Here is a 21,915-nt window from a genome sequence, read left to right as displayed (position 1 = left end):
CTGATCGGCGTGCTGTAAGGATTGCGTGTCTGATCTGTGTGCTATAAGGAATGCGTGTCGGATCTGCGTGCTGTAAGGAATGCGTGTCTGATCGGCGTACTGTAAGGATTGCGTGGCTGATCGGCTTGCTGTAAGGATTGTGTGGCTGATCTGTGTGCTATAAGGAATGCGTGGCTGATCTGCGTGCTGTAAGGTTTGCGTGGTTTACCCGACGGCTTGTACTTATCGGACTGTATTGCAGCTATTTCAGCATTTTGATCTATTTTGCCAAGGTTTCGGACTGCATAGCTCTTATTGCCTTATATTTGTACTGAATTGGGCTTCGAAGGTGTGAATAACTGCATCCGAGTCCGATAGCATGTCCAAAATCCACGAATTTTCGAAATAAGGGCGTCTGATGGCTCAGCAGTCTCCAGGCTCAACAGGCTCAGCAGACTCAGCAGGCTCAGCAGTCTCAACAGGATCAACAGGATCTTCAAAAGATACGCCGCAGGATAAATTGAGAAGGAGTATTTTACGGTTAGTAAAAAAATTTCTGTAAGAGTAGAACGGATGGTATCCTGAAATGGATTTTTAATGAAAATTGGTGTGATGATAAAGAAAATCTATTATTATGTAACTTATTGTGTTATGATTATGGTTTATGACGTGACAAAAGGATTTATTGTTAAGAATATATGTATTAGAAATTAAGGAGACCCAATGACATTTAATGAACTGAATATTGTGCCTGCAATTTTGAAGGCTTTAAGCAAAGAAAACTATACATCACCTACACCAATACAGGAGCAGTCGATTCCAGCTGTATTAGCGGGTAGAGATTTACTTGGATGCGCGCAAACGGGAACAGGAAAAACAGCTGCATTTTCCGTGCCTATTATTCAATTGCTAAGCGAACAATCGAGCCCAAACAAATCCAATAATGTGCGACGCATTCGCTCGTTGATTTTAACACCGACAAGAGAACTAGCGATTCAAATTGCTGATAACATAAAAGCGTATAGCCAATATACAGATATCCGCTCTGCTGCCATTGTTGGCGGTGTGTCACAGAAAGTGCAAGAGCGCGCACTGAATCAAGGTGCCGATATTCTTATTGCTACCCCTGGTAGACTTATCGACCTGATCAATCAGAAACGTGTAGATCTGCAATATGTACAAATTTTAGTTCTGGATGAAGCTGACCGGATGCTGGATATGGGCTTTATTCATGATGTGAAACGAATCATCGCCAAAATGCCTACGAAGAAGCAGACTCTGTTTTTCTCGGCAACGATGCCAACTGAGATTTCTAAATTGATCAAAACATTGCTTGTGAATCCAGTGAAGGTAGAAATCACACCCGTGTCATCTACTGCGGATAGAATCAATCAATCGATCTATTTATTAGAGAACGGAAATAAGCAAAACCAATTGAACCTGCTGTTACAGGATAAATCCATCGTCTCAGCTTTGGTGTTTACTCGTACCAAACGTGGTGCAGACCGTGTTACCCGCGATCTGGCTAAAGTGAACATTGCTGCTCAAGCCATACACGGCAATAAATCACAAAATGATCGCCAGAACGCCTTGCGGAATTTTAAAAGCGGTGCGACTCGTGTTCTCGTAGCTACGGATATAGCTGCCCGGGGAATTGATATTGATGAGCTGTCTCACGTAATCAACTTCAACTTACCGAACATCCCGGAAACCTATGTGCACCGGATCGGTCGTACAGGCAGAGCGGGATTGAGCGGAACGGCAATTTCTTTTTGCGAAGCTGAAGAGCTTCCTTTCCTTAAAGATATTGAAAAATTGATTGGAAAATCGATTCCGGAAGTTAAGGACCATCCTTATCCGATGTCTCGTAAAACGCAAATGAAGACAGATCGTTCGGCGAAACCGTCAGGTTCGAAAGCAGCAGCTTCGAGACCATCGTCTTCCAGACCGTCGAATTCCAAACCAGCAACTGCTAAACCTGCGGCAACAAAACCGGCAGCAACAAAATCAGCGGCATCTAAACCAGCTAAAGCAAAACCTAAGTCTAACCCTCCATTGAAGCCAAAGTCCGAGTGGTTCACAAAAGGAAGACAAAAAACGAGCAGCAGATAAGTTAGTTTGAATGCGTATCGTTTCTATAGCAAAATAAAAAAACCGTCAGAGTAAATCTGATGGTTTTTTATGTTTTATGTCCTGATAATTTACAACAAAAAACAGCCGCTAAACAGTTCCTCACTGTACAACGGCTGTTGTTATTTCATTTATGCGGTTGCTTCAATTGTATTCTCCTGAACATAGGGGCTCAGTTCTTGCTGAAGTCCTGCGCTGATGGAAGTCATAGGGAGGCGAAGCGTATCCGAGGACAGTAGGCCGTTTTGGCTAAGCATCCATTTAATTGGAGCGGGATTCGATTCCTTGAATAATAGGCGGATGATCGGCAGTAGTTGTTCAAAGCTTTCTTTAGCGAAGTCCACTTGACCAGATGTAAAGGCTTCAAAGATACGAAGGCATTCTGCCGGGAAAACGTTGGCAGTAGCAAGCATCCCCCCAGCTGCTCCGCAGCTAAGCATTTCATAAAAGAGGGAATCATCGCCGCCAAGCACAGGTTTAGCACCTGTACGGACTAACTCTGTAACCATTTTTGTACTGCCTGAGCAGTCTTTTAAACCGACAACATTATTCATTTCTAGGATTGTACGTGCAGTATCTACCGTCATGGCCGTACCTGTACGACTTGGAATATCATAAGCCATGATTGGTATGCCTACTTCTGCTGCTTTGCGGAAATGGGCAATGATACCCTCTTGTGAAGGACGACTATAATAAGGTACGACTACTAGTGCACAATCAGCACCAAGGTTTGCAGCAATTTCCGTGCGTGCAACCGTAGAGGCTGTATCATTGGTACCTGTACCAACTACTAAGGGGATTGATGTGGATTGTAGAAGCTCACGGGAAGTGTTTACTAGAAGCTGCATTTCATTTACGGTTACAGTGGGCGATTCTCCGGTGGTTCCATTAACGACCAGACCTTGTATGCTGTTGTTAATAATGTTCTTTACATAACGCTGATACGAATCCAAATCAACTTCACCAGCAGCATTGAACGGGGTGACCACGGGGACATAAACTCCATAAATCTGTTGTTCTGTAAGCATAAATTATCGGCCTCCAAAATATTTTAATTCCTCTACATACACTTTACCATGGAAAGTAGCATCGTCGTTAGCTATAATAAATGATATGGATCATCAAAAATATTGATGTTAGGGTGAGGTAATGGATTTAACCTATTTACGAACCTTCCGCGAGGTGGCTAAACGTCAGAGCTTTACGCGAGCTGCTGAAGAATTGGGATATGCACAATCAAGTGTGACGATGCAGATACAGAAGATAGAGAAGGAATATGGAGTACCTTTAATAGAGAGGCATGGCCGTCAGCTGCGGCTTACCCCGCCAGGAGAAGAGTTATTGAAGCTGTTCGTGGAGATTTTGGATTTATATGATCGTTCAAAAGAAACCATCGCCCAGCAAATCGGAGGTACGTTAACTATTGGGACGATAGATTCTTTAGCGGCCTTTTATTTACCTCCTTACCTGCAGCAGCTAAGGACTAAATTTCCGAAGCTGGATATTCATCTGCAAACGATGCAGGAAGCTAATCTTCTTGCCAAAATAAAAGATGGCGAAGTAGATCTAGGCTTAATGTTGGATCGCACCACTGCGGATTCCATCCTTGAGCGTACGATCGTCAGAGATGAGCCGCTTGTTTTGATAGCTCCCATTCATCATCCGCTTGCCCAGATGGATACGGTAACCCTACAGGATCTGAATAACTGTGAGCTAATAGTCTCGGAGGAAAGCTGTATTTACCGGAGTTTGTTCGAGAATTTGTTAAAAGAGCACGGGATCATATTCCGCATAGGTTTTGAGCTTTCGAATCTGGAGGCCATTAAACGTTGTGTAATGAATGGTCTTGGAATTGCTTTGTTACCCAAAATCGTGGCAGAGGAAGAAATTGAACGGGGAAGCTTGGCTGAGCTGTCCTTTGTTCATCCCGAAATTCACTTTGATCTGCAGCTTCTGATGCATCCTAAGAAGTGGAAATCACAACCACTGCAATTTTTAATCCAAATGCTGTTTGCAAATCATTAGTTTATTCCCATCAGGGTCTTTTACTACAAACCATTTTTGATCTTGAATTTCGGTTACTATATCTACACCGAGCTCCTTTATATAGTTGAAAGAGGCTTGCAGATCATCGGTTATAAGCATAAGAGCAGGTGTTGTAATTGGAGGAGCCCCTTCAGGCTCTAAACCTCCCCACATGGGCATGGTGTCCAGAATGATCCCAGTGCTTCCTTGCATAGTTAACGGACATAAATGACCGTTTATAATCGAATGATCTGCTTCTTGGAGTCCTAGGACTTGGCAATACCAGTTACGGGCTTTTTCAATATCGTGTACGGGGATAAATACACTGCCAATCAAATTCTTAATGGGACTTGTTGCTGAAGAATTTACAATGGACTGTGCTTGTTCATGCATTTGAATCCCTCCAGAGAAGATGCTAGACCTTTATTTGTAATTTATGTATCTAATCTATTTAAAACATAGAATCATCCTATGTGCAAGTTGAATGTTATTTATCGATCAAATCCTAAATTTGTATGCAAAATACAGCTTTATTTAATGAAAGTCGCTGTAAATATTGACATTGAAAATGAGTTTATGTTATATAAAAAGAAGAATTAGCACTCATCTAAGAAGAGTGCTAATCACGATGTGCTGGATAAGAAGGTTATTTTGAAAGGAGATTTATTTATTCATGGCCAAAAAAGAGTTTAAAGCCGAATCGAAAAGATTGCTGGAAATGATGATTAACTCCATTTATACACAACGGGAAATATTCCTGCGTGAGCTGATTTCCAATGCAAGTGATGCGATTGATAAGATCTATTACAAAGCATTAGCTGATGAAGGCCTGGTCTTCAATAAAGAGGATTATTATATTAAAGTGACCGCCGATAAGGCGAACAGAACCTTGACGATTTCCGATACAGGTATCGGGATGACACAAGAGGAGCTGGAGAATAACTTAGGTACAATCGCGAAGAGTGGATCTCTTGCTTTTAAGAAAGAGAACGAAGCTAAAGATGGCCACAACATCATCGGGCAGTTCGGGGTGGGCTTCTACGCTGCGTTTATGGTGGCTGATGACGTTATAGTGATCAGTAAGGCATTAGGCAGTGACGAGGCCTTTAAATGGGAGTCTAAGGGCGCTGACGGCTATACCATCGAGACTGTCGAGAAGGATTCTGTCGGCACTGATGTGATTTTGAAGATTAAAGAGAATACGGAAGAAGATCAATATGATGAATATTTGGAAGAATACCGCCTGAAATCCATCATTAAAAAATACTCCGACTTCATTCGTTTCCCAATTAAAATGGACGTGAAGGAGCAAAAGCCAAAAGAAGGCACGGAGAACGAGTTCGAAGAAGTTATTCAAGAACAAACCGTAAACAGCATGGTGCCTATCTGGCGCAAGAACAAAAGCGAGCTGACTACAGAAGACTATGATAACTTCTATGCAGAGAAACGTTACGGCTTCGATAAGCCGCTTAAACATATTCATATCAGTGCTGATGGTGCTGTAGTGTACAATGCAATCCTGTTCATTCCAGAAAATACGCCGTTTGACTATTACACAAAGGAATATGAAAAAGGTCTTGAGCTCTATTCCAACGGTGTGCTGATCATGAACAAATGTGCGGATCTGCTGCCTGATTACTTCAGCTTTGTAAAAGGTATGGTGGACTCAGAGGATCTTTCCTTGAACATTTCCAGAGAGATGCTCCAGCATGACCGTCAGCTGACTCTGATCGCTAAGAACATTAAGAATAAAGTGAAAAGCCAACTGCAAAGCCTGCTGAAGGATGAAAGAGAGAAATATGAGCAGTTCTATAATGCTTTTGGCAGACAGCTTAAGTTTGGTGTCTATAACGATTATGGGATGCACAAAGACACCCTTCAAGATTTGTTGATGTTCTACTCCTCTAAGGAGAAGAAGCTGGTTACGCTGGACGAATACGTCTCAAGAATGCCAGAAGATCAGAAATATATCTACTATGCTTCCGGAGAGTCGATCGACAGAATCGAGAAGCTCCCGCAAACCGAGCTTGTATCGGATAAAGGGTATGAAATTCTCTACTTCACTGATGATATTGATGAATTTGCGATCAAGATGATTCAGTCTTATAAGGAAAAAGAATTTAAATCCGTATCCAGCGGAGATCTGGGGATCGAAGCCGACGAAGCGGACAAGCCAACGGAAGCGGAAGAGAACGAAAACAAGGAGCTTTTTGAAGCGATGAAGGACATCCTGTCCGGCAAAGTGAAAAATGTCAAAGCTTCCAAACGTTTAAAGACTCATCCGGTATGTCTCTCTGCTGAAGGTGAACTGACAATCGAGATGGAAAAAATCCTGAAATCGATGCCGAATGGCCAAGAGGTGCAAGCGGATAAGGTACTCGAAATCAACATCCATCACGAAGTGTTCCAGTCCTTGAAGGCGGCAGCAGAGAACGACAAAGAAAAGCTCGGTTTATACACGAACCTGCTGTACAACCAAGCCCTGTTGATCGAAGGTCTACAGGTTAGTGATCCTGTTCAATTCACCAATGATATTTGCAAAATCATGAAATAATATGAAGTACAGAGACCATCCAATTGTATTATGATTGGGTGGTCTTTTTTATTTCAGTATTTCATTTTGTTGTGCGAAAAAGGTAGTAATCAATTTCAGAGTCATTATTTGTGCAACCGCTGATCGAATAGATAATTTCACCTTGTGTGCTTTTTTTACTCGTCACTTCGGAGCAGGTATCGGTTCTGACTCCTGTGTTGCTTCCACCGAATGCATCATTAGAAGTATCATAGCTGTAATTAATCACGTTACCGTCAAATTTTAAATCCTTAAATATGGGATCGCCTTCATCTGTGTAACTTGTAACGCGTATATTGTCTGCTTTTTTGCTGGAGAGATTAGTTATAAATTTCTCGAATTTATCTAGGTTGTACACTTTTTCAAAAGAAACAATATCCCCTCTACTGATGGCTTCTTTGGAAGTATAGGGTTCACTTTTGGGAACAGAATTAACTTTATGATCGGAACAACCCCATACTCCTGCTAGTAAAAGAACAGAGAGTGTAAGCAAATTTACTTTTTTCACTGAGGGACCTCCTTGTAACGTATTTATATAAAAGACGGAGATTAACTGGAAAAGTTACAGTGAGCTTGATGTTTCACATTGACAATAAACAACAAATTGAGTATTATTTTCTCTAACTTGAATATGTAAAAGCAAAGAAGAGAAAGAGTACCACGGCAATTCTTTCAACAGAGAGCTCCGGTCGCTGAAAAGGAGTAAAGAAAACCCTTGGGAATATGGTCTCAGAGCTGCGCATCGAAACCTTATGGGTTGTAGGCTGCGCCGGAACCTGCATCCGTTACAGTGCTAGGGTATAAACGTTAATTAACGTCGTACCTGAAGAGGTAAATGTCATGAGGCATTTATAAAATTAGGTGGTAACACGTGAGTAGAACTCTCGTCCTTTGTGGATGGGAGTTTTTTTGTTGTCTAAAAAAAGGAGGAGAAGGTTAATGAGTAATGTGTTTATAGGTGGCGCTTGGCCGTATGCGAATGGATCTTTACATCTGGGGAGATTATCAAGTGTGTTGCCTGGGGATGTGCTGGCACGATATTTTCGCTCCAAAGGGGATAACGTATTATATGTATCAGGCAGTGATTGCCATGGCACACCCGTAGCAGTTCAGGCTGCGAATGAAGGGATTACGCCGGGAGCTTTTGCAAGCAGATATCATGAAGAGTTTCTGAAGTGTTTTGAACAGCTGGGATTTAGTTATGATCTATATACTCGAACGGATCAACAGCAGCATCATAAGGTTGTGCAAGCGTTGTTTACAAAGCTGCTAGAGAATGGTCATTTATATAAAAAAACCATTGCGCAATGTTACTGCGAGGTGGATCAGCGCTTTTTGCCAGACAGATATGTGGAAGGGACTTGTCCGGTATGTGGTGAGCGGGCGCGAGGGGATCAATGTGATTATTGTTCTACGATTCTAGATCCTGCCGATTTGTTAGACAGAGTCTGCAAATTATGTGGGAATACACCAACAGAAAGGCCGACAGAACATTATTATCTTAGCTTATCTAATTTTCAGTCTGAATTAACGGAATATGTAGAGGAAGCACAATTTTGGAGAGAAAACGCTATAAAACTGACCAAACGTTATTTACAAGAAGAGCTGCAGGACCGCGCGGTAACAAGAGACTTGTCTTGGGGTGTAGATGTTCCTGTGGCTGGATTTGAAGATAAAAAAATTTATGTTTGGATTGAGGCGGTAAGTGGTTATTTATCAGCCAGTAAGCAGTGGGCTGCACAGTCCGGAGGAAGCTGGGAGGATTTTTGGTTAGAGGAAAAAGGGGCGATTACCGCTTATTATGTGCATGGTAAAGACAATATTCCTTTTCACACTTTAATATGGCCGGCTGTGTTATTAGGAGCAGGAGGTCTGCATTTACCGGACAGGATTATATCTAGCGAATATTTAACCCTTGAAGGGCAGAAATTCTCCACTAGCCGAAATTGGGCGGTCTGGGTACCTGATATTTTAGAGCGGTATCAGCCAGATTCTATTCGTTATTTCTTAATTGCCAATGGACCTGAGAAGCGGGACACGGATTTTTCCTGGAGAGAGTTTATTTATAGCCATAATGGAGAGCTGCTTGGAGCATTTGGTAACTTAGTGAACCGTTCATTGGCTTTTGTAGAAAAGTTTTATGAAGGGAAAGTGCCAAATGGGCAATTAGATAAGGGGTGGAAAGACAATATCGACCTCTTGTATCTGGAATCAGGACGACTTATTGAGGCTGGGAATCTAAAAGATGCGCTGGAGTTTATTTTTTCTTATGTGCGCAAGGCAAACCAGTATTTCGATCTGCAAAAACCATGGATACAGATAAAAGAGGATCAGGTTACTTGTGATTCTGCAATATACACATGTGTGCAGATTATTGCGAACTTAGCGAATTTGTTGCATCCGTTTCTACCGTTCTCTTGTGACAAGATCAGGGGGTTCCTGTCGTTAGAACTACCGAATTGGCAGCCTTGCTTGGTGCCCCCTTACCAACAGGTTACTGATTTACAATTATTGTTTGAACGAATTGATATTAGCCGTATTAAAGAAGAAGAGGATAGGCTAGATCAACAGCAAGTGAATAAATAGAGCTGGTATTTATCCATTCCTAAAGCTTTCAATAAACTTGGAAGCCAATGATGATAAGTATTTATCCTTAATCCAGACGGCGGCGACCCGTGTGCGTAGTGATTCACTACTGATTTCTTTATAGATCAAATTACGGTTACTCGTTAATTCGAAAGCGGATTTGGGGATGATTCCAATGCCAAGACCAGCGTTTGCCCAGAGCAGTGTTGTTCTAGCATCATCATTCATACAGAAAATCAGCGGATCAAAGCCGTTCTCAAGACATGTTTCCCGGATAAGCTGCTCAAAACGGCGGTAGATAATAAGCGGCTTATCCTTTAACTCACCGATCTCAATAAAGTTTTCATCCGTTTTCCAGTCATACTCAGGTGTCATTACGGCAATCATAGGTTCAGCTTGTGTGTAAAGACATTCTAAATTTGTACCATTAAAGGGTGTCCTAACAATCCCGACTTCGACAATACCTTTATTCAGGAGGTCAATGATTCTAAAGGTATTTCCTTCATGAATCTCAAACTTCACACCTCTATACGTTTTGTGAAACTCACATAGCCGATCTTGAAGCAACGTAGCTCCAGAGGAAGAAACAGTACCAATGGCTAGGGTTCCTTTTAAACCTTTGACAAAATCAGTGAGCTCACGGGCAGTGGAATCTGCCAGCTCCAGGATTTGTTGGGCACGGTCCCGCAATATGGCTCCAGCTTCAGTGAGCTGCACGCTGCGTGGACCTCGTTCCACTAGCTTTACACCGAGTTCTTCCTCTAGGAGCTTTAGCTGCTGGCTCAGCGGAGGCTGGGCCATTTGCAGTTTTTTGGCTGCAGATGTAATCTGCCCTTCCTCAGCTATCGCCATAAAATATTTAAGTTGTCTAATATCCATATAAAAATCCTCCGAACTTGAGATATGCTAATCGTATGGGAGCGATACGAATCCAATATTATTAATATGTGAGTAGATATGCCATAATCATAACTGTTCTTATACATATTTCAAGTGGTTAAATACTTCTTATGTTGGGTGTGGATGAATTTGTTCAAAATTGCAGTATATTTAAAGCCGTACAAAAAAGAAGCGATCATTGGACCGATCTTCAAACTGATGGAAGCGATTCTGGAGCTGATTTTGCCTACCATTGTCGCATTGATCATCAACAACGGGGTTGGCAATCATGACAGCGCCTATGTTTACCGCATGGGTGGCCTAATGGTGCTGATGTCACTGCTTGGCTTCGGCTGCTCCATGGTATGCCAATACTATGCAGCCCGGGCTTCACAGGGATTCGGTACGACACTACGTAATAAGATGTTTAGACATATCACATCTTTGTCGTATGCTGAGCTGGATACCTTAGGTACACCTACACTGATTAATCGGATTACCAATGACGTAAACCAGCTGCAAATTGCTGTGGCTATGCTAATTCGTCTAGTTATTCGTGCGCCGTTTATCTGCATCGGGGCTATCCTAATGTCCATGATTTTGGATTTTAGATTATCGCTGATTCTAATTGCGGCAACACCGGTTTTTGGCATTATTTTATATTTTATTATCACCCGTAGTGCTCCTTTGTACCGAAAATACCAGCAGAAGCTGGATGCCCTTGCGCTCGTACTGAGTGAGAATTTGTCGGGGATTCGAGTGATTCGTGCTTTTGCCAAAAGACGTACAGAAAAAGAACGTTTTGATGCTTCGTCCGATGATTTGACTACTACAGCGATCCGGGTTTCGCGGATTTCTGCTTTGCTTGGGCCGATGACTACACTTGTAGTAAATGCGGCGATCATTGCTATTTTGTGGGTAGGCGGAATTCATATCGATGGGGGCCGATTGTCTCAAGGGGAGATCATTGCCTTCATCAATTACATCACTCAAATCTTGCTGGCGCTGATAGTGGTCTCCAACTTGGTTATTATTTTTACAAAAGCCTCATCCTCAGCTAATCGTGTAAATGAAGTGCTGGGTGTTAAGGTCTCCGTGTCTGAGGAAGGAAATGCAGTGATTGCTGCCCCTGCCCCTGCTGCCCCTGCTATACAATTCGATCACGTATCCTTTGGGTATAATACGACAGGTGAATCGGCATTAGAGGATATATCTCTAGTAATTAATCGCGGAGAGACCGTGGGCCTGATTGGCAGTACGGGTTCAGGTAAGTCTACTTTTGTGAATTTGATCCCTCGTTTTTATGATGCGGTTCAAGGTGAAGTGAAAGTGGATGGTGTGAATGTCCGAGATTATAAGCTGCATCAGCTTCGTGAGAAGATCGGGATTGTACCGCAGAAAGCTGTGCTGTTTACAGGAACGATCGCTGAGAATATACGTTGGGGCAAGGAAGATGCAACTGAGGAAGAAATCATGCAGGCAGCCTCTATTGCTCAAGCGGAGGAGTTTATACGTAAATTACCCGAAGGGTTGAATACGCAAGTATCTCGTGGGGGATTAAATTTATCCGGTGGACAAAAGCAGCGCTTAACCATAGCTCGTGCAGTAGTAGGAAAGCCATCGATTCTTATTTTGGATGACTCCTCCAGTGCGCTGGATTTCTCCACAGATGCGGCACTTCGAAAGGCTCTCAAAGAGAGCAGCCAGGAAATGACCGTACTCCTTGTCTCGCAGAGGGTAAGCACTGTAAGGCAAGCGGATAAAATAATGGTATTTGAGGAAGGGCGGATCGCCGGTGTCGGAACCCATGAGGAGCTGATGCGTGGTTGTGAAGAGTATAAAGAAATCTGCCTGTCCCAGCTATCAAGTGAGGAGTCGGGCCAATGAACAAAAATAACATTTGGAAAAGACTTATTGTATACACAGGGCATTATAAAAAAATAGCTATAGGTGCAGTAATCTGCGCAATACTCAGTGTGATTGCCAGTCTAATTGGCCCGCTGCTCATCGGCAGCGCCATCGATTTTATGATCGGGCCGGGAGAGGTTGATTTTGACGCCGTACTTAGACTGCTTTTGATTCTGGCAGGGGTGTATATTGTCGGCAGCTTTTTCGGATGGCTTCTTACCTACCTGACTAATCGAATTGCCTACCGGACTGTATATGACTTACGGCGGGAGCTTTTTGATAAATTAAATGTTTTGCCGCTAAAATTTCATGATAACCACCCGCAAGGGGACAGCATCAGCCGGTTTGTTAATGACATGGATGCGGTCTCTGATGGACTGCTGCAAGGCTTCTCAACACTGCTCACGGGGATCATCACTATCGTGGGGGCAATTGTACTTATGTTGTATATTAGTCCTTTAATGACCCTAGTTGTTCTTCTGTCAGCACCCGTTACATTTTTTGTGGCAAGATTCATTACGATGCGCTCCCAGAAGATGTTTAAGGAGCAGGCTAAAATTCTGGGCGGTCTCAACGGATACGTGGAGGAAATGATTGGCGGACAAAAAGTGGTCACTGCTTATCATTATGAAGACCGTGCACTGACCCAGTTTGAAGAACGAAACGAGACTTTGTACCAGACTGGTGTGAAATCACAATTTTACGGTTCCTTGTCCAATCCGACAACCCGGTTAGTAAATAATATTACCTTCTCTGTTATCGCGATGATCGGTAGTGTTATGGTGATTCGCGGGCTTGTGACGGTAGGGGATTTGTCCAGCTTTTTGATCTTCTCTAACTTGTTCGCTAAGCCGTTTAATGAAATTACAGGTGTGATTACGCAGCTTCAATCGGCAACGGCATCAGCGCAGCGGATCTTCGCCATTCTAGACCTCTCGCCTGAACCAGCGGATGCAACAGACGCCAAAATTATGAATACAAGCCAAGGGACGATTACCTTTGAAAAAGTATCCTTTGCTTATAATCCTGAACGTCCTCTGATTAATGATTTCAGTCTGGAAGTGAAACCAGGTACCCGGGTTGCAATTGTAGGGCAGACGGGAGCGGGAAAGACCACACTGGTTAATCTGCTTATGCGTTTTTATGATGTGGATAAGGGTTCCATCAAGATTGACGGTGTGGATATCAAGACGATTACCCGTGACAGTCTGCGGCGTAATTTCGGGATGGTGTTGCAGGACACCTGGCTTTTTGGCGGCACAATTAGAGAAAACATTGCCTACGGCAAACCTGAGGCTACCGAAGAAGAGGTCATCGCTGCTGCTAAGGCTGCAAATGCTCATAGCTTCATTAAACGCCTGCCTGAGGGATATGATACAAAGATCAGTGGCTCAGGAGATAATTTGTCGCAAGGACAAAGGCAGCTGCTTACCATAGCACGAGTGATGCTCGTAGATCCACCTATGCTCATTTTGGATGAAGCCACCAGCAGTATTGATACGCTGACTGAGGTACGGATTCAGAAGGCTTTTCTAAAAATGATCGCAGGTCGGACCAGCTTTGTAATTGCTCACCGTTTGTCAACGATTCGAGAATCGGATCTCATTCTTTTCATGAAGGACGGAGACATTGTCGAAAGTGGCACGCATGACCAACTCCTAGCCAGCGGTGGATATTACGCCAGATTATATAACAGTCAGTTCGCATCAGCGTAGACTTTACATTTAGAAAAAGAGCATTCAATCCCGAATTTGGGGATGAATGCTTTTTTTGGTTGTGTTAGTTTTGTTTGGTTTGGGTGTAGCCCGCCGTTACCAAAGTCGTTTGCTCAGTGTTCCAATGTAGTTAGCTCACCGTCCCCGAAGTAGTTTGCTTAACGTTCCAAAGTAGCTATCTCATCATCACCAAAGTAATTTGTTTACCATTCCAAAGTAATTTGTTTACCGTTACGGACCGTATTGCAGCTAAATGGTGTTTTTGGTGCCTTTTTTCAAAGTAACGGACTGCATAGCACTTATTCGTCTGATTTTGCAGCAAAAAGGAGCGGATATGGCACAATAGCTGCATCTGAGTCCGAACGATGTGCAAAAAGGCATGAATTTGCGAAATAAGGGCGCCTCGGTCCGATACGTAGCAATGGCATCCACCACCAAAGGTAGATTGCTTCTGATCCGGAGTAGATTGCTTAGAAAGTAGTTTGCTCAGTGTTCCAATGTAGTTAAATCATCGACAGTTTGCTTAGCGTTCCAATTTAGTTAGCTCATCGTCAGTCTGATTAGCGTTCCAAGTAGTTAACTCACCGTCCCCAAAGTAGTTTGTTTAGCGTTCCAAAGTTAGTTAGCTCATCGTCCCCAAAGTCGTTTGCTTAGTGTTCCTAAGTAGCTATCTCATCATCACCAAAGTAATTTGTTTCCCCTTACGGACCGTATTGCAGCTAAATGGTGTTTTTGACGCCTTTTTTCAAAGTAACGGACTGCATAGCACTTATTCGGCTGAATTTGCAGCAAAAAGGAGTGGATATGGCAAAATAGCTGCATCTGAGTCCGAACGGAGTGGAAAAAGGCATGAATTTGCGAAATAAGGGCGCCTCGGTCCGATACGTTGCAATGGCAGCCACCACCAAAGGTAGATTGCTTCTGTTCTGGAGTAGAATGCTTAAAAAGTCGTTTGCTTAGCGTTCCAAAGTAGTTAGCTCATCGTCACTAAAGTAATTTGTTTACCGTTCCAAAGTAATTTGTTTACCGTTCCAAAGTAGTTTGTTTAGCCTTGCGGACCGTATTGCACCTAAATTGTGTTTTTGGCGCCTTTTCCCAAAGTAACGGACTGCATAGCACTTATCTAGCTGAAATTGCAGGAAAAAGGAGCGGATATGGCACAATAGCTGCAGCTGAGTCCGAACGGAGTGGAAAAAGGCATGATTTTGCGAAATAAGGGCGCCTCGGTCCGATACGTAGCAATGGCTGCCACTACCAAAGGTAGATTGCTTCTGATCCGGAGTAGAATGATTAGAAAGTAGTTCGCTTAGCGTTCTAAAGTTAGCTATCTCATCGTCACCCAAGTAGTTATCTCAACGTCCCCAAAGTAGTTTGTTTGCCCTTACGGACCGTGTTGCACTTAATCGTAATTTTATCCCACCCGTTAGAGGTGAAAATCTCAAAATAAAATATTTGCAAACGAATGAACTATCTGGACGGGCTAAACGTATTATAAGAAACGTATATTGAAGACGACGAAGCTACAGTAAATATGGCATATTGAGAGTGTTATGAGATTGGAAGGGGAGTGGCAAGATGTTGACAATCAAACATTTTACCAAAAGCTATAAGGGTGGCAAGAAGGCGGTAAATGATCTAAATTTAGTGGTCGAAAAAGGTGACATCTATGGCTTTATCGGTCATAACGGTGCGGGGAAAACAACGACTATCCGAGCAGTGGTCGGAGTTTTAGATTTTGAGGAGGGGGACATCGAGATTGGTGGGTACTCCATTAAAAAAGATCCTTTAGCCTGCAAAGCGATTACTGCGTATATTCCAGATAATCCGGATTTATACGATCATCTGACGGGCATTCAGTACTTGAATTTTATTGGTGATCTTTTTAGCGTATCGAAAGCGGATCGGGAGTTATTGATAAAGAAATATAGCGATGAATTTGAGATTACTTCTAATCTGGGGGATTTGATCTCCTCGTATTCTCATGGTATGAAACAGAAACTCGCGATTATCTCCGCGCTTATTCATAAACCGAAGCTGCTGGTTCTGGATGAACCCTTTGTGGGACTTGATCCAAAAGCGGCACACACGCTCAAGAGAATCATGACGGAGATTTGCAGTCAGGGCAGTGCGATCTTTTTTTCGACGCATGTACTGGATGTGGCCGAGAAGCTCTGCAATAAGATTGCCATTATCAAAGCGGGTGAATTGATCACTCATGGGAAAACAGAAGAGGTGAAGGGTGACAGCAGCCTTGAAGATGTGTTTTTGGAGTTGATAAAACATGATTAATATCTGGAGATTGACGAAAATTCAGCTAATCTCATCCTTTGGGTTAAATAAAGCTTTGCATACACGAGATATGAAAGAAAGACGAAAAATGCTTTTGCTGAGCATCGGTATCTTAATAGGGATTGTCATGATGGCAGTGGTTTCGTTTGGATATAGCTTCATGATAGCAGAGACCCTTGAACAGATAGGCCGGCCAGAGCTGCTGCTTGCGATTATGATGGCTGTTACTTGCTTGATTGGATTTTTTACAACGATCTATAAGGCGAGTGGGGTATTATTTGGCTCCAAAGATTACGATCTCGTAATGTCGCTGCCTATCAAAACGAGCCATATCGTAGCAAGCCGTGTAGTTCAGCTCTACGTGCTGAATATACTGTTCTCATTGATGGTGATGGTGCCAGCAGGTGTAGTTTATGCTATAAAGGTAAATCCGGCAGTAGTGTATTATTTATTTTTCATGATAACGCTGCTATTTATCCCATTAGTGCCGATCATTGCTGCAACGATTATTGGGGCATTGATTAGTTGGATCTCCTCACGGTTTAAAGGAAGTCGTTTAATAAGTCTCATTCTGACTTTTGCCGTAATCATTGTTATTATTTTGGGTTCAAGCCAAATGAATGGGAATGACCCGCAGTTAATTGCAGATATGAGCACACAAATTGCCGATCAAATCTTTAACTTATATCCTTTGACGGTCATGTATGTAGATGCTGTCTGCTCGTATCAGGTAGCTCCTTTACTATTATTTATAGGAATCTCATTACTTTCTTTTATGCTGTTTACCCTTATTCTTGGCAGCAAATATAAAGCAATACACACAGGCCTTACGACTTCTTACTCAAAGAATAAGTATCAAATGAGGTCACTTGCAGTCTCTTCACCGCTTTACACATTGTATAAAAAAGAGCTGCGCCGCTATTTCAGTTCTTCTATATATGTGCTAAATACAAGTATTGGTATGGTAATGCTACTTGTCATGGCGATCACCTTACTGTTTGTTAGCTCAGAGCAATTAGGAAAGATTATTGAGATACCAGAACTCTCTAATTATCTAAGCAGATTGGCGCCACTATTTGTTTCCCTCTTTGTAGCATTAAGCTGTACGACCTCGAGTTCGATTTCGCTTGAAGGTAACCATATTTGGATTTTAAAAAGCGCTCCCGTTCCGACAAAAACTATATTATTAAGTAAAATCGCAGTGAATCTCACCATTACTGTGCCGATTGTGATTGTTAGTAGTGTGCTTCTTATGATTTCTCTGGGCACTGGTTGGATGGAGAGCTTGTTATTGCTAATAATCCCCGTCCTATACGCTTGTCTTACCGCAATGGTAGGTGTGATCGTAAACTTGAAGCTTCCTAAACTGGAGTGGACCAATGAAGTCTCTGTAATTAAACAAAGTGCTTCGGTCCTTGTAGCGATGATTATAGGATTTATCAGCTTGCTGATTCCATTTGGTTTGAGTTTTCTTTTATCTGATCTAAATGGTAATCTCGTTATGTTAGGGATTGGTGTGGTGATATTAGTAGCGTGTGGAGTGATGTATAGATACATCCAGTCCACAGGAGAATTTTTATTTCGGGCTCTTTAAAAAAAGGGCATTCCAAAAGCCGAAATTGGCTGCTGGGATGCCCTTTTTATGTGCAAGATTTATTTTCGTGAAAAATCCCTAAGTTCTACCGTCGCACTTGTTGTTCTTGTTGTTCTTGTCGCTCATTAGCTAACTGTTCAATTCCGCCCACCATTATTTTTAGACCTGTATAGAACATCTTATCGGAGCCAATTTCATTAAAAATATTGTTTTCGTACATTCGTTTTATAACATTAGGTCCATCCCCGGATAAGTGCTCAAGCGATTGTTTGAAAACCACTCTAGCATCTCCATTAGGTTCATTTTTCATGGCTAAGTCAATTCGATCCTGCTCATATTTGTCCAATTCGAAAGAGATCACATAATTTAACACGCATGCAATTAAGGAGAATTTATCACTATCGCTTAAAGGAAGATGATCCACGATCTGAAGCAAAGTATTCAGTAAAGATAGATAATTAGGTTCAGAAGGCAAGGTTCTCATCATCAGCTGAGCCGAGCAAGGATACTTATGTAAAACCCCACGAATTCGGTCTACAAAATTAAATAACTGTTCTTGCCAAGCACCTTCGAGATTCGCAGTTTCGAGGGCTTCTTTGGCGACTTCATTAGCAAGCGTCTGGAAAATGCTCTGTTTACTCTTAAAATGCCAATACAGAGAGGCGGCTTGTATTTTTAGTAGTTCTGCTAATTTACGCATACTAAATGCCTCTATGCCGATATCATCCAACAGCTCCCAAGAAGCTTTTATTATATCTTGTTCAGTGATTTGCAGATTTTTGATTCTCATCGAAACGACCTCCTGTTACTGTCTTTCTTTATCATAAGCGAAGATGAATGGCTGGTCTACCATCGTTAGATTACTGTTTTATCTTACAGTGTTAGATATTTTTATTTACAAGCAAATAAACGGGTGCTATATTAATCTTACACTGTTAGTTTAAAGGTGCGATTTTTTAAAAAAAGGAGGCAGCAGTTAGCAAATTTATTAGTAAAAATTAAAAAGGATGTGTATAGACCCATGAGTAATCTTCAAGTGGAACAATCCCAACCAGTCACCAAAGAATTTTCTATAAAAGCAATACTTCCCGTAATACTGGCACTTATAACAGGAATGCTGCTGGTTATGCTCGACAGTACAATTATGAATGTAGCGATCCCGCAGCTTGAAAAAACCTTTGATGCCAGCCTAAAAACAATACAGTGGGCCATTACGGGTTATACGCTGGCTTTATCCGTAATTATCCCATTGGCCGGTTGGTTCTCGGATAAGTTCACTGCCAAACGTGTTTTTTTAGCTTCGATCGTATTGTTTACCATAGGTTCTTTATTATGCTCTATGGCACAATCCACAACAGAGCTGATAATCTTTCGTATTTTGCAGGGATTAGGCGGAGGGATGATTGCTCCAATTGGTATGGCTATGTCATTCAAAATCGCACCTCCCGATAAAAGAGGTTCAATCATGGGATTGCTTGGACTACCGATGTTAATTGCGCCTGTTCTTGGCCCTGTACTGTCAGGATGGCTGTTGGAATATGCCAGCTGGCATTGGATTTTTCTGATTAATGTTCCCATTGGCATTATTGCAATGATTGTTGGAGTGAAATTTCTTCCGGTAATAGAGAAGGGGAATAAAGCTAAATTGGATATTTGGGGTGTGATTTTATCACCGCTCGCCTTCTCCAGCTTGGTATTTGGGGTGCATAGAGGGGGAGTAGATGGCTGGGGGGATCGTATAACGATTATATCTCTTGCGTTCAGCTTCATTGCTTTAGCCTTGTTTATTTTCGTGGAATTGCGCCAAAAAGAACCGTTATTGGAACTTCGCTCTTTTCGATCTCTAGAATTTAGTAAAGGTATGATTTTGACCTGGATTAATCAGTTCGCCTTATTTGGTTCGATTCTGTTAATTCCAATTTTTTTGCAGCAGGTCAGAGGTTTTTCTTCCTTTGAATCGGGGCTTTTAGTTATTCCCCAAGCATTAATATCCTTTGCTGGCATGATTATTGGAGGAAAGTTATTTGATAAGTTTGGAGCTCGGCCCGTTGTGTTCTCTGGACTTGTGCTGCTGTCCACCGGACTCTTTCTCTTGTCACGTTTACAAAATGATACAAGTGTATACGTTATGATCAGTTATTTTGCCATTATGGGACTTGGCCAAGGATTAACTACTATGCAGCTCGGTACACATGTGCTTAAGGCCGCTCCGAAGGATCTGATCAGCCGTGTTACCCCACTTACTGCCTCTGCGCAACAAATTGTGGGTTCCTTTGCTGTCGCTATAATGTCGGGCTTATTGACTTCCAATATAGCTACACATATGAGTCAAGGGAATCAGAAACTACCCTCAGCGGCTATGGTTGCAGGATTCCACGATACGTTCCTAGTTTCATTGGTCTTGGCGCTGTGTGGTGTGGTTCTTAGTCTCTTTTTGCGTAATCCGAAGAGCTGATCCTATCGTACTCTACCAATATTTTAGCGATGTTTATTGATTGTATCCTTGGTATAATTCAAAGATTGATAACCAAGGGGGAATCTCTTAACCCGTGAAAAATATATTTGCTAGATTTACTATAATAACCCTCGCTGTCGTGCTAGCCGCCGGAGTATTTATTCAGCATATATCGGCCGATAACGGGGTTCCTTTTGAGGATATAAACACTAGTTATGCAAAAAAAGAAATCATAGATTTATATAACCGGAATATATTAACTGGCACCTCGAATACTAAATTTTCACCTACTCAATCGATTACTAGAGCTGAATTTATAACAGTTCTTGATCGACTGTTGAGGCTTGATCCAGCGTTGAGTCCGGTATCTCCTTATACCGACGTAGCCAAAAGCGCTTGGTATTACGGCTGGATCCAGGCTGCGGTTCAGCTTGAACTGGCGAACGGCACTTCGGCAACTACTTTTGCACCCGCAAAAGCAGTCACTCGGCAGGAAGCGGCTGTGTGGATAGCCAAAGCTCTAAAGCAAACAAACACTGCAACTGCCGCACAAACTAATTTTAAGGATCGGCAACAAATTGCTAGCTGGGCAAGTGCTGCTGTTGCTAAGGTTAATGATCGCGGATTAATGAAGGGCGATAATAGCGGGAATTTTCGGCCCACTGACCCGATAACCAGGCAAGAGACGGCAGTGTTGATGGATCGGGTGCTGCAACATACAAGCTGGGCGGCAGAGCTGGAAAGTAATCCGGACAAACGTATTGTTATAGGCTGGCAGTATGGTCTCACGACGGCACAATTTGAGAATCATGTTCTGCAATCGAACGTCAACACATTATCACCACGTTGGTATTATGTTGGGAAAACAGGGGCAGTAACGGATTCGACAGACGCCTCGCTGGTAACTTGGGCAAAAAAGAATAAAAAGCAAGTCTGGGCGATGGTTGGCAATCGATCGGATCAAGAAGCGACGCATCAGATGCTGTTGAGTACAACCACAAGGAATACGGCAGTCAATCAGTTAGCTGCTTTAGTGAGTAAATATGGATTAGATGGACTAAATATAGATTTTGAAAATGTAGCGGCCGAAGATCGTGTGTATTTGACTTCGTTTATTACTTTATTAGCCGAGAAAATGCGTTCGCTCGATGTTATCCTGTCGATGGATGTATCCCCTGATCTTGGAACGGACTGGACAGAAGCTTTTGACTATGCTGCCCTAGGCAAGCAAACGAATTATATGGTGATGATGGGTTATGATGAGCATTATGACGGGAGTCAAGTTCCGGGGTCCAATGCCTCGCTTTCTTATGATCAAAAGGCTGTGAATACAATCCTAAAAGTTGTACCTAGTCAAAAAGTTATATTGGCATTGCCCTTATATAATCGGGATTGGACATTGAACCAGAAGGGGACGGTTTTATCCTCTCAATATATTACGCTTCCGGAGCAAAATCAGATTATCAGCAGCTATGCATCGAGACCCGTGTGGAATCCTTCGCTGGGACAATATGTCGCGGGCTACTCGAAACAAGCTATAAAACATACGATCTGGATTGAGGATGGGCGTTCATTAATAACAAAATACAACTTAGCGGTTACTAAAAAACTAGCTGGAGTAGCTTATTGGTATATAGGCGGAGAAAGTTCTGATGTATGGTCCAGCTTAAGGAATGCAGAGAAATTTTACGATTATACTTTTTAAAAATATGAAAGACTGGATGCGAATAGCCGCTTAGCTATATTGCTGTCCAGTCTTTTTATTGGGTTACTAAGGCATAGC

At 42.4% G+C, this 21,915-nt stretch carries 15 protein-coding genes and 1 other annotated feature; of the genes, 10 read left to right on the top strand and 5 right to left on the bottom strand.

Annotation, left to right across the window (positions count from 1 at the left end):
- Positions 1-702: 702 nt before the first annotated feature.
- A complete protein-coding gene (locus MHB56_RS02545) occupies positions 703-2,091 on the top strand; it encodes a DEAD/DEAH box helicase (protein ID WP_081383205.1) in 1,389 nt (462 codons plus the stop codon).
- 149 nt (positions 2,092-2,240) lie between these two features.
- Here MHB56_RS02545 and dapA read toward each other — a convergent pair whose 3' ends face one another.
- Positions 2,241-3,137: a 4-hydroxy-tetrahydrodipicolinate synthase gene (gene dapA / locus MHB56_RS02540; protein WP_076127884.1), complete on the bottom strand. Its 897-nt coding sequence runs from the start codon at positions 3,135-3,137 to the stop codon at positions 2,241-2,243.
- Positions 3,138-3,258: 121 nt separating this feature from the next.
- Between dapA and MHB56_RS02535 the strand changes: the two genes are divergently transcribed.
- Entirely contained in the window at positions 3,259-4,134 is an 876-nt protein-coding gene (locus MHB56_RS02535; protein WP_076127886.1) for a LysR family transcriptional regulator, read from the top strand.
- Here the strand turns inward: MHB56_RS02535 and MHB56_RS02530 are convergent.
- The gene (locus MHB56_RS02530; protein WP_076301614.1) at positions 4,105-4,527 is read right to left on the bottom strand and encodes a VOC family protein; all 423 of its coding nucleotides are present in this window, start codon (positions 4,525-4,527) and stop codon (positions 4,105-4,107) included. The genes MHB56_RS02535 and MHB56_RS02530 overlap by 30 nt on opposite strands.
- A 280-nt stretch (positions 4,528-4,807) precedes the next feature.
- Here MHB56_RS02530 and htpG point away from each other — a divergent pair, with 280 nt between their 5' ends.
- Positions 4,808-6,688 carry a molecular chaperone HtpG gene (htpG, locus tag MHB56_RS02525; protein ID WP_076127889.1) on the top strand — a complete coding sequence of 627 codons (1,881 nt, stop codon included), beginning with the start codon at positions 4,808-4,810 and terminating at the stop codon, positions 6,686-6,688.
- 61 nt (positions 6,689-6,749) lie between these two features.
- Here htpG and MHB56_RS02520 read toward each other — a convergent pair whose 3' ends face one another.
- Positions 6,750-7,214, bottom strand: coding sequence for a DUF4362 domain-containing protein (locus MHB56_RS02520; RefSeq protein WP_076182589.1), 465 nt, complete (start codon positions 7,212-7,214; stop codon positions 6,750-6,752).
- 125 nt (positions 7,215-7,339) lie between these two features.
- Positions 7,340-7,601: a binding site (T-box leader), on the top strand.
- A 44-nt stretch (positions 7,602-7,645) separates the two neighbouring features.
- On the opposite strand from MHB56_RS02520, the gene metG reads away from it, so the two are divergent.
- A complete protein-coding gene (metG, locus tag MHB56_RS02515) occupies positions 7,646-9,292 on the top strand; it encodes a methionine--tRNA ligase (protein WP_076179896.1) in 1,647 nt (548 codons plus the stop codon).
- A 9-nt stretch (positions 9,293-9,301) separates the two neighbouring features.
- Here the strand turns inward: metG and MHB56_RS02510 are convergent, their stop codons facing one another.
- Positions 9,302-10,171: a LysR family transcriptional regulator gene (locus MHB56_RS02510; protein WP_076182582.1), complete on the bottom strand. Its 870-nt coding sequence runs from the start codon at positions 10,169-10,171 to the stop codon at positions 9,302-9,304.
- A 150-nt stretch (positions 10,172-10,321) separates the two neighbouring features.
- On the opposite strand from MHB56_RS02510, the gene MHB56_RS02505 reads away from it, so the two are divergent.
- The 4 genes from MHB56_RS02505 to MHB56_RS02490 all read left to right on the top strand — a co-directional run bounded on the left by MHB56_RS02505 (position 10,322) and on the right by MHB56_RS02490 (position 17,677).
- Positions 10,322-12,058, top strand: a complete 1,737-nt coding sequence (locus MHB56_RS02505; protein ID WP_076183163.1) for an ABC transporter ATP-binding protein — start codon at positions 10,322-10,324, stop codon at positions 12,056-12,058.
- Positions 12,055-13,794 carry an ABC transporter ATP-binding protein gene (locus tag MHB56_RS02500; RefSeq protein WP_076182577.1) on the top strand — a complete coding sequence of 580 codons (1,740 nt, stop codon included), beginning with the start codon at positions 12,055-12,057 and terminating at the stop codon, positions 13,792-13,794. Before MHB56_RS02505 ends, MHB56_RS02500 begins: the two co-directional genes overlap by 4 nt.
- A gap of 1,575 nt (positions 13,795-15,369) precedes the next feature.
- Entirely contained in the window at positions 15,370-16,083 is a 714-nt protein-coding gene (locus tag MHB56_RS02495; protein ID WP_340010482.1) for an ABC transporter ATP-binding protein, read from the top strand.
- Complete coding sequence (locus MHB56_RS02490) at positions 16,076-17,677, top strand: hypothetical protein (RefSeq protein ID WP_341143231.1); 1,602 nt, start codon at positions 16,076-16,078, stop codon at positions 17,675-17,677. Before MHB56_RS02495 ends, MHB56_RS02490 begins: the two co-directional genes overlap by 8 nt.
- A gap of 85 nt (positions 17,678-17,762) precedes the next feature.
- Here MHB56_RS02490 and MHB56_RS02485 read toward each other — a convergent pair whose 3' ends face one another.
- A complete protein-coding gene (locus MHB56_RS02485) occupies positions 17,763-18,467 on the bottom strand; it encodes a TetR/AcrR family transcriptional regulator (protein ID WP_339168381.1) in 705 nt (234 codons plus the stop codon).
- Between the two features lie 231 nt (positions 18,468-18,698).
- On the opposite strand from MHB56_RS02485, the gene MHB56_RS02480 reads away from it, so the two are divergent.
- Together MHB56_RS02480 and MHB56_RS02475 are read left to right on the top strand one after the other, a co-directional pair.
- Entirely contained in the window at positions 18,699-20,132 is a 1,434-nt protein-coding gene (locus MHB56_RS02480) for an MDR family MFS transporter (RefSeq protein ID WP_076182565.1), read from the top strand.
- Positions 20,133-20,226: 94 nt separating this feature from the next.
- Positions 20,227-21,837 carry an S-layer homology domain-containing protein gene (locus tag MHB56_RS02475; RefSeq protein WP_341143230.1) on the top strand — a complete coding sequence of 537 codons (1,611 nt, stop codon included), beginning with the start codon at positions 20,227-20,229 and terminating at the stop codon, positions 21,835-21,837.
- The last annotated feature ends 78 nt before the right edge of the window (positions 21,838-21,915 follow it).

Origin of the sequence: Paenibacillus sp. FSL H8-0315 (assembly GCF_038005365.1) — a bacterium.
In the GTDB taxonomy this organism is placed as follows: domain Bacteria; phylum Bacillota; class Bacilli; order Paenibacillales; family Paenibacillaceae; genus Paenibacillus_AQ; species Paenibacillus_AQ odorifer.
This window is presented reverse-complemented; position numbering and strand designations above follow the sequence as displayed.

Bases quoted from the DNA above. Each gene is read 5' to 3' on its own strand.
- MHB56_RS02545 (WP_081383205.1), top strand. From the start codon at position 703: ATGACATTTAATGAACTGAATATTGTGCCTGCAATTTTGAAGGCTTTA.
- MHB56_RS02535 (WP_076127886.1), top strand. From the start codon at position 3,259: ATGGATTTAACCTATTTACGAACCTTCCGCGAGGTGGCTAAACGTCAG.
- MHB56_RS02500 (WP_076182577.1), top strand. From the start codon at position 12,055: ATGAACAAAAATAACATTTGGAAAAGACTTATTGTATACACAGGGCAT.
- MHB56_RS02510 (WP_076182582.1), bottom strand. From the start codon at position 10,171: ATGGATATTAGACAACTTAAATATTTTATGGCGATAGCTGAGGAAGGG.
- dapA (WP_076127884.1), bottom strand. From the start codon at position 3,137: ATGCTTACAGAACAACAGATTTATGGAGTTTATGTCCCCGTGGTCACC.
- MHB56_RS02485 (WP_339168381.1), bottom strand. From the start codon at position 18,467: ATGAGAATCAAAAATCTGCAAATCACTGAACAAGATATAATAAAAGCT.
- MHB56_RS02530 (WP_076301614.1), bottom strand. From the start codon at position 4,527: ATGCATGAACAAGCACAGTCCATTGTAAATTCTTCAGCAACAAGTCCC.
- metG (WP_076179896.1), top strand. From the start codon at position 7,646: ATGAGTAATGTGTTTATAGGTGGCGCTTGGCCGTATGCGAATGGATCT.
- MHB56_RS02490 (WP_341143231.1), top strand. From the start codon at position 16,076: ATGATTAATATCTGGAGATTGACGAAAATTCAGCTAATCTCATCCTTT.
- MHB56_RS02495 (WP_340010482.1), top strand. From the start codon at position 15,370: ATGTTGACAATCAAACATTTTACCAAAAGCTATAAGGGTGGCAAGAAG.
- MHB56_RS02480 (WP_076182565.1), top strand. From the start codon at position 18,699: ATGAGTAATCTTCAAGTGGAACAATCCCAACCAGTCACCAAAGAATTT.
- htpG (WP_076127889.1), top strand. From the start codon at position 4,808: ATGGCCAAAAAAGAGTTTAAAGCCGAATCGAAAAGATTGCTGGAAATG.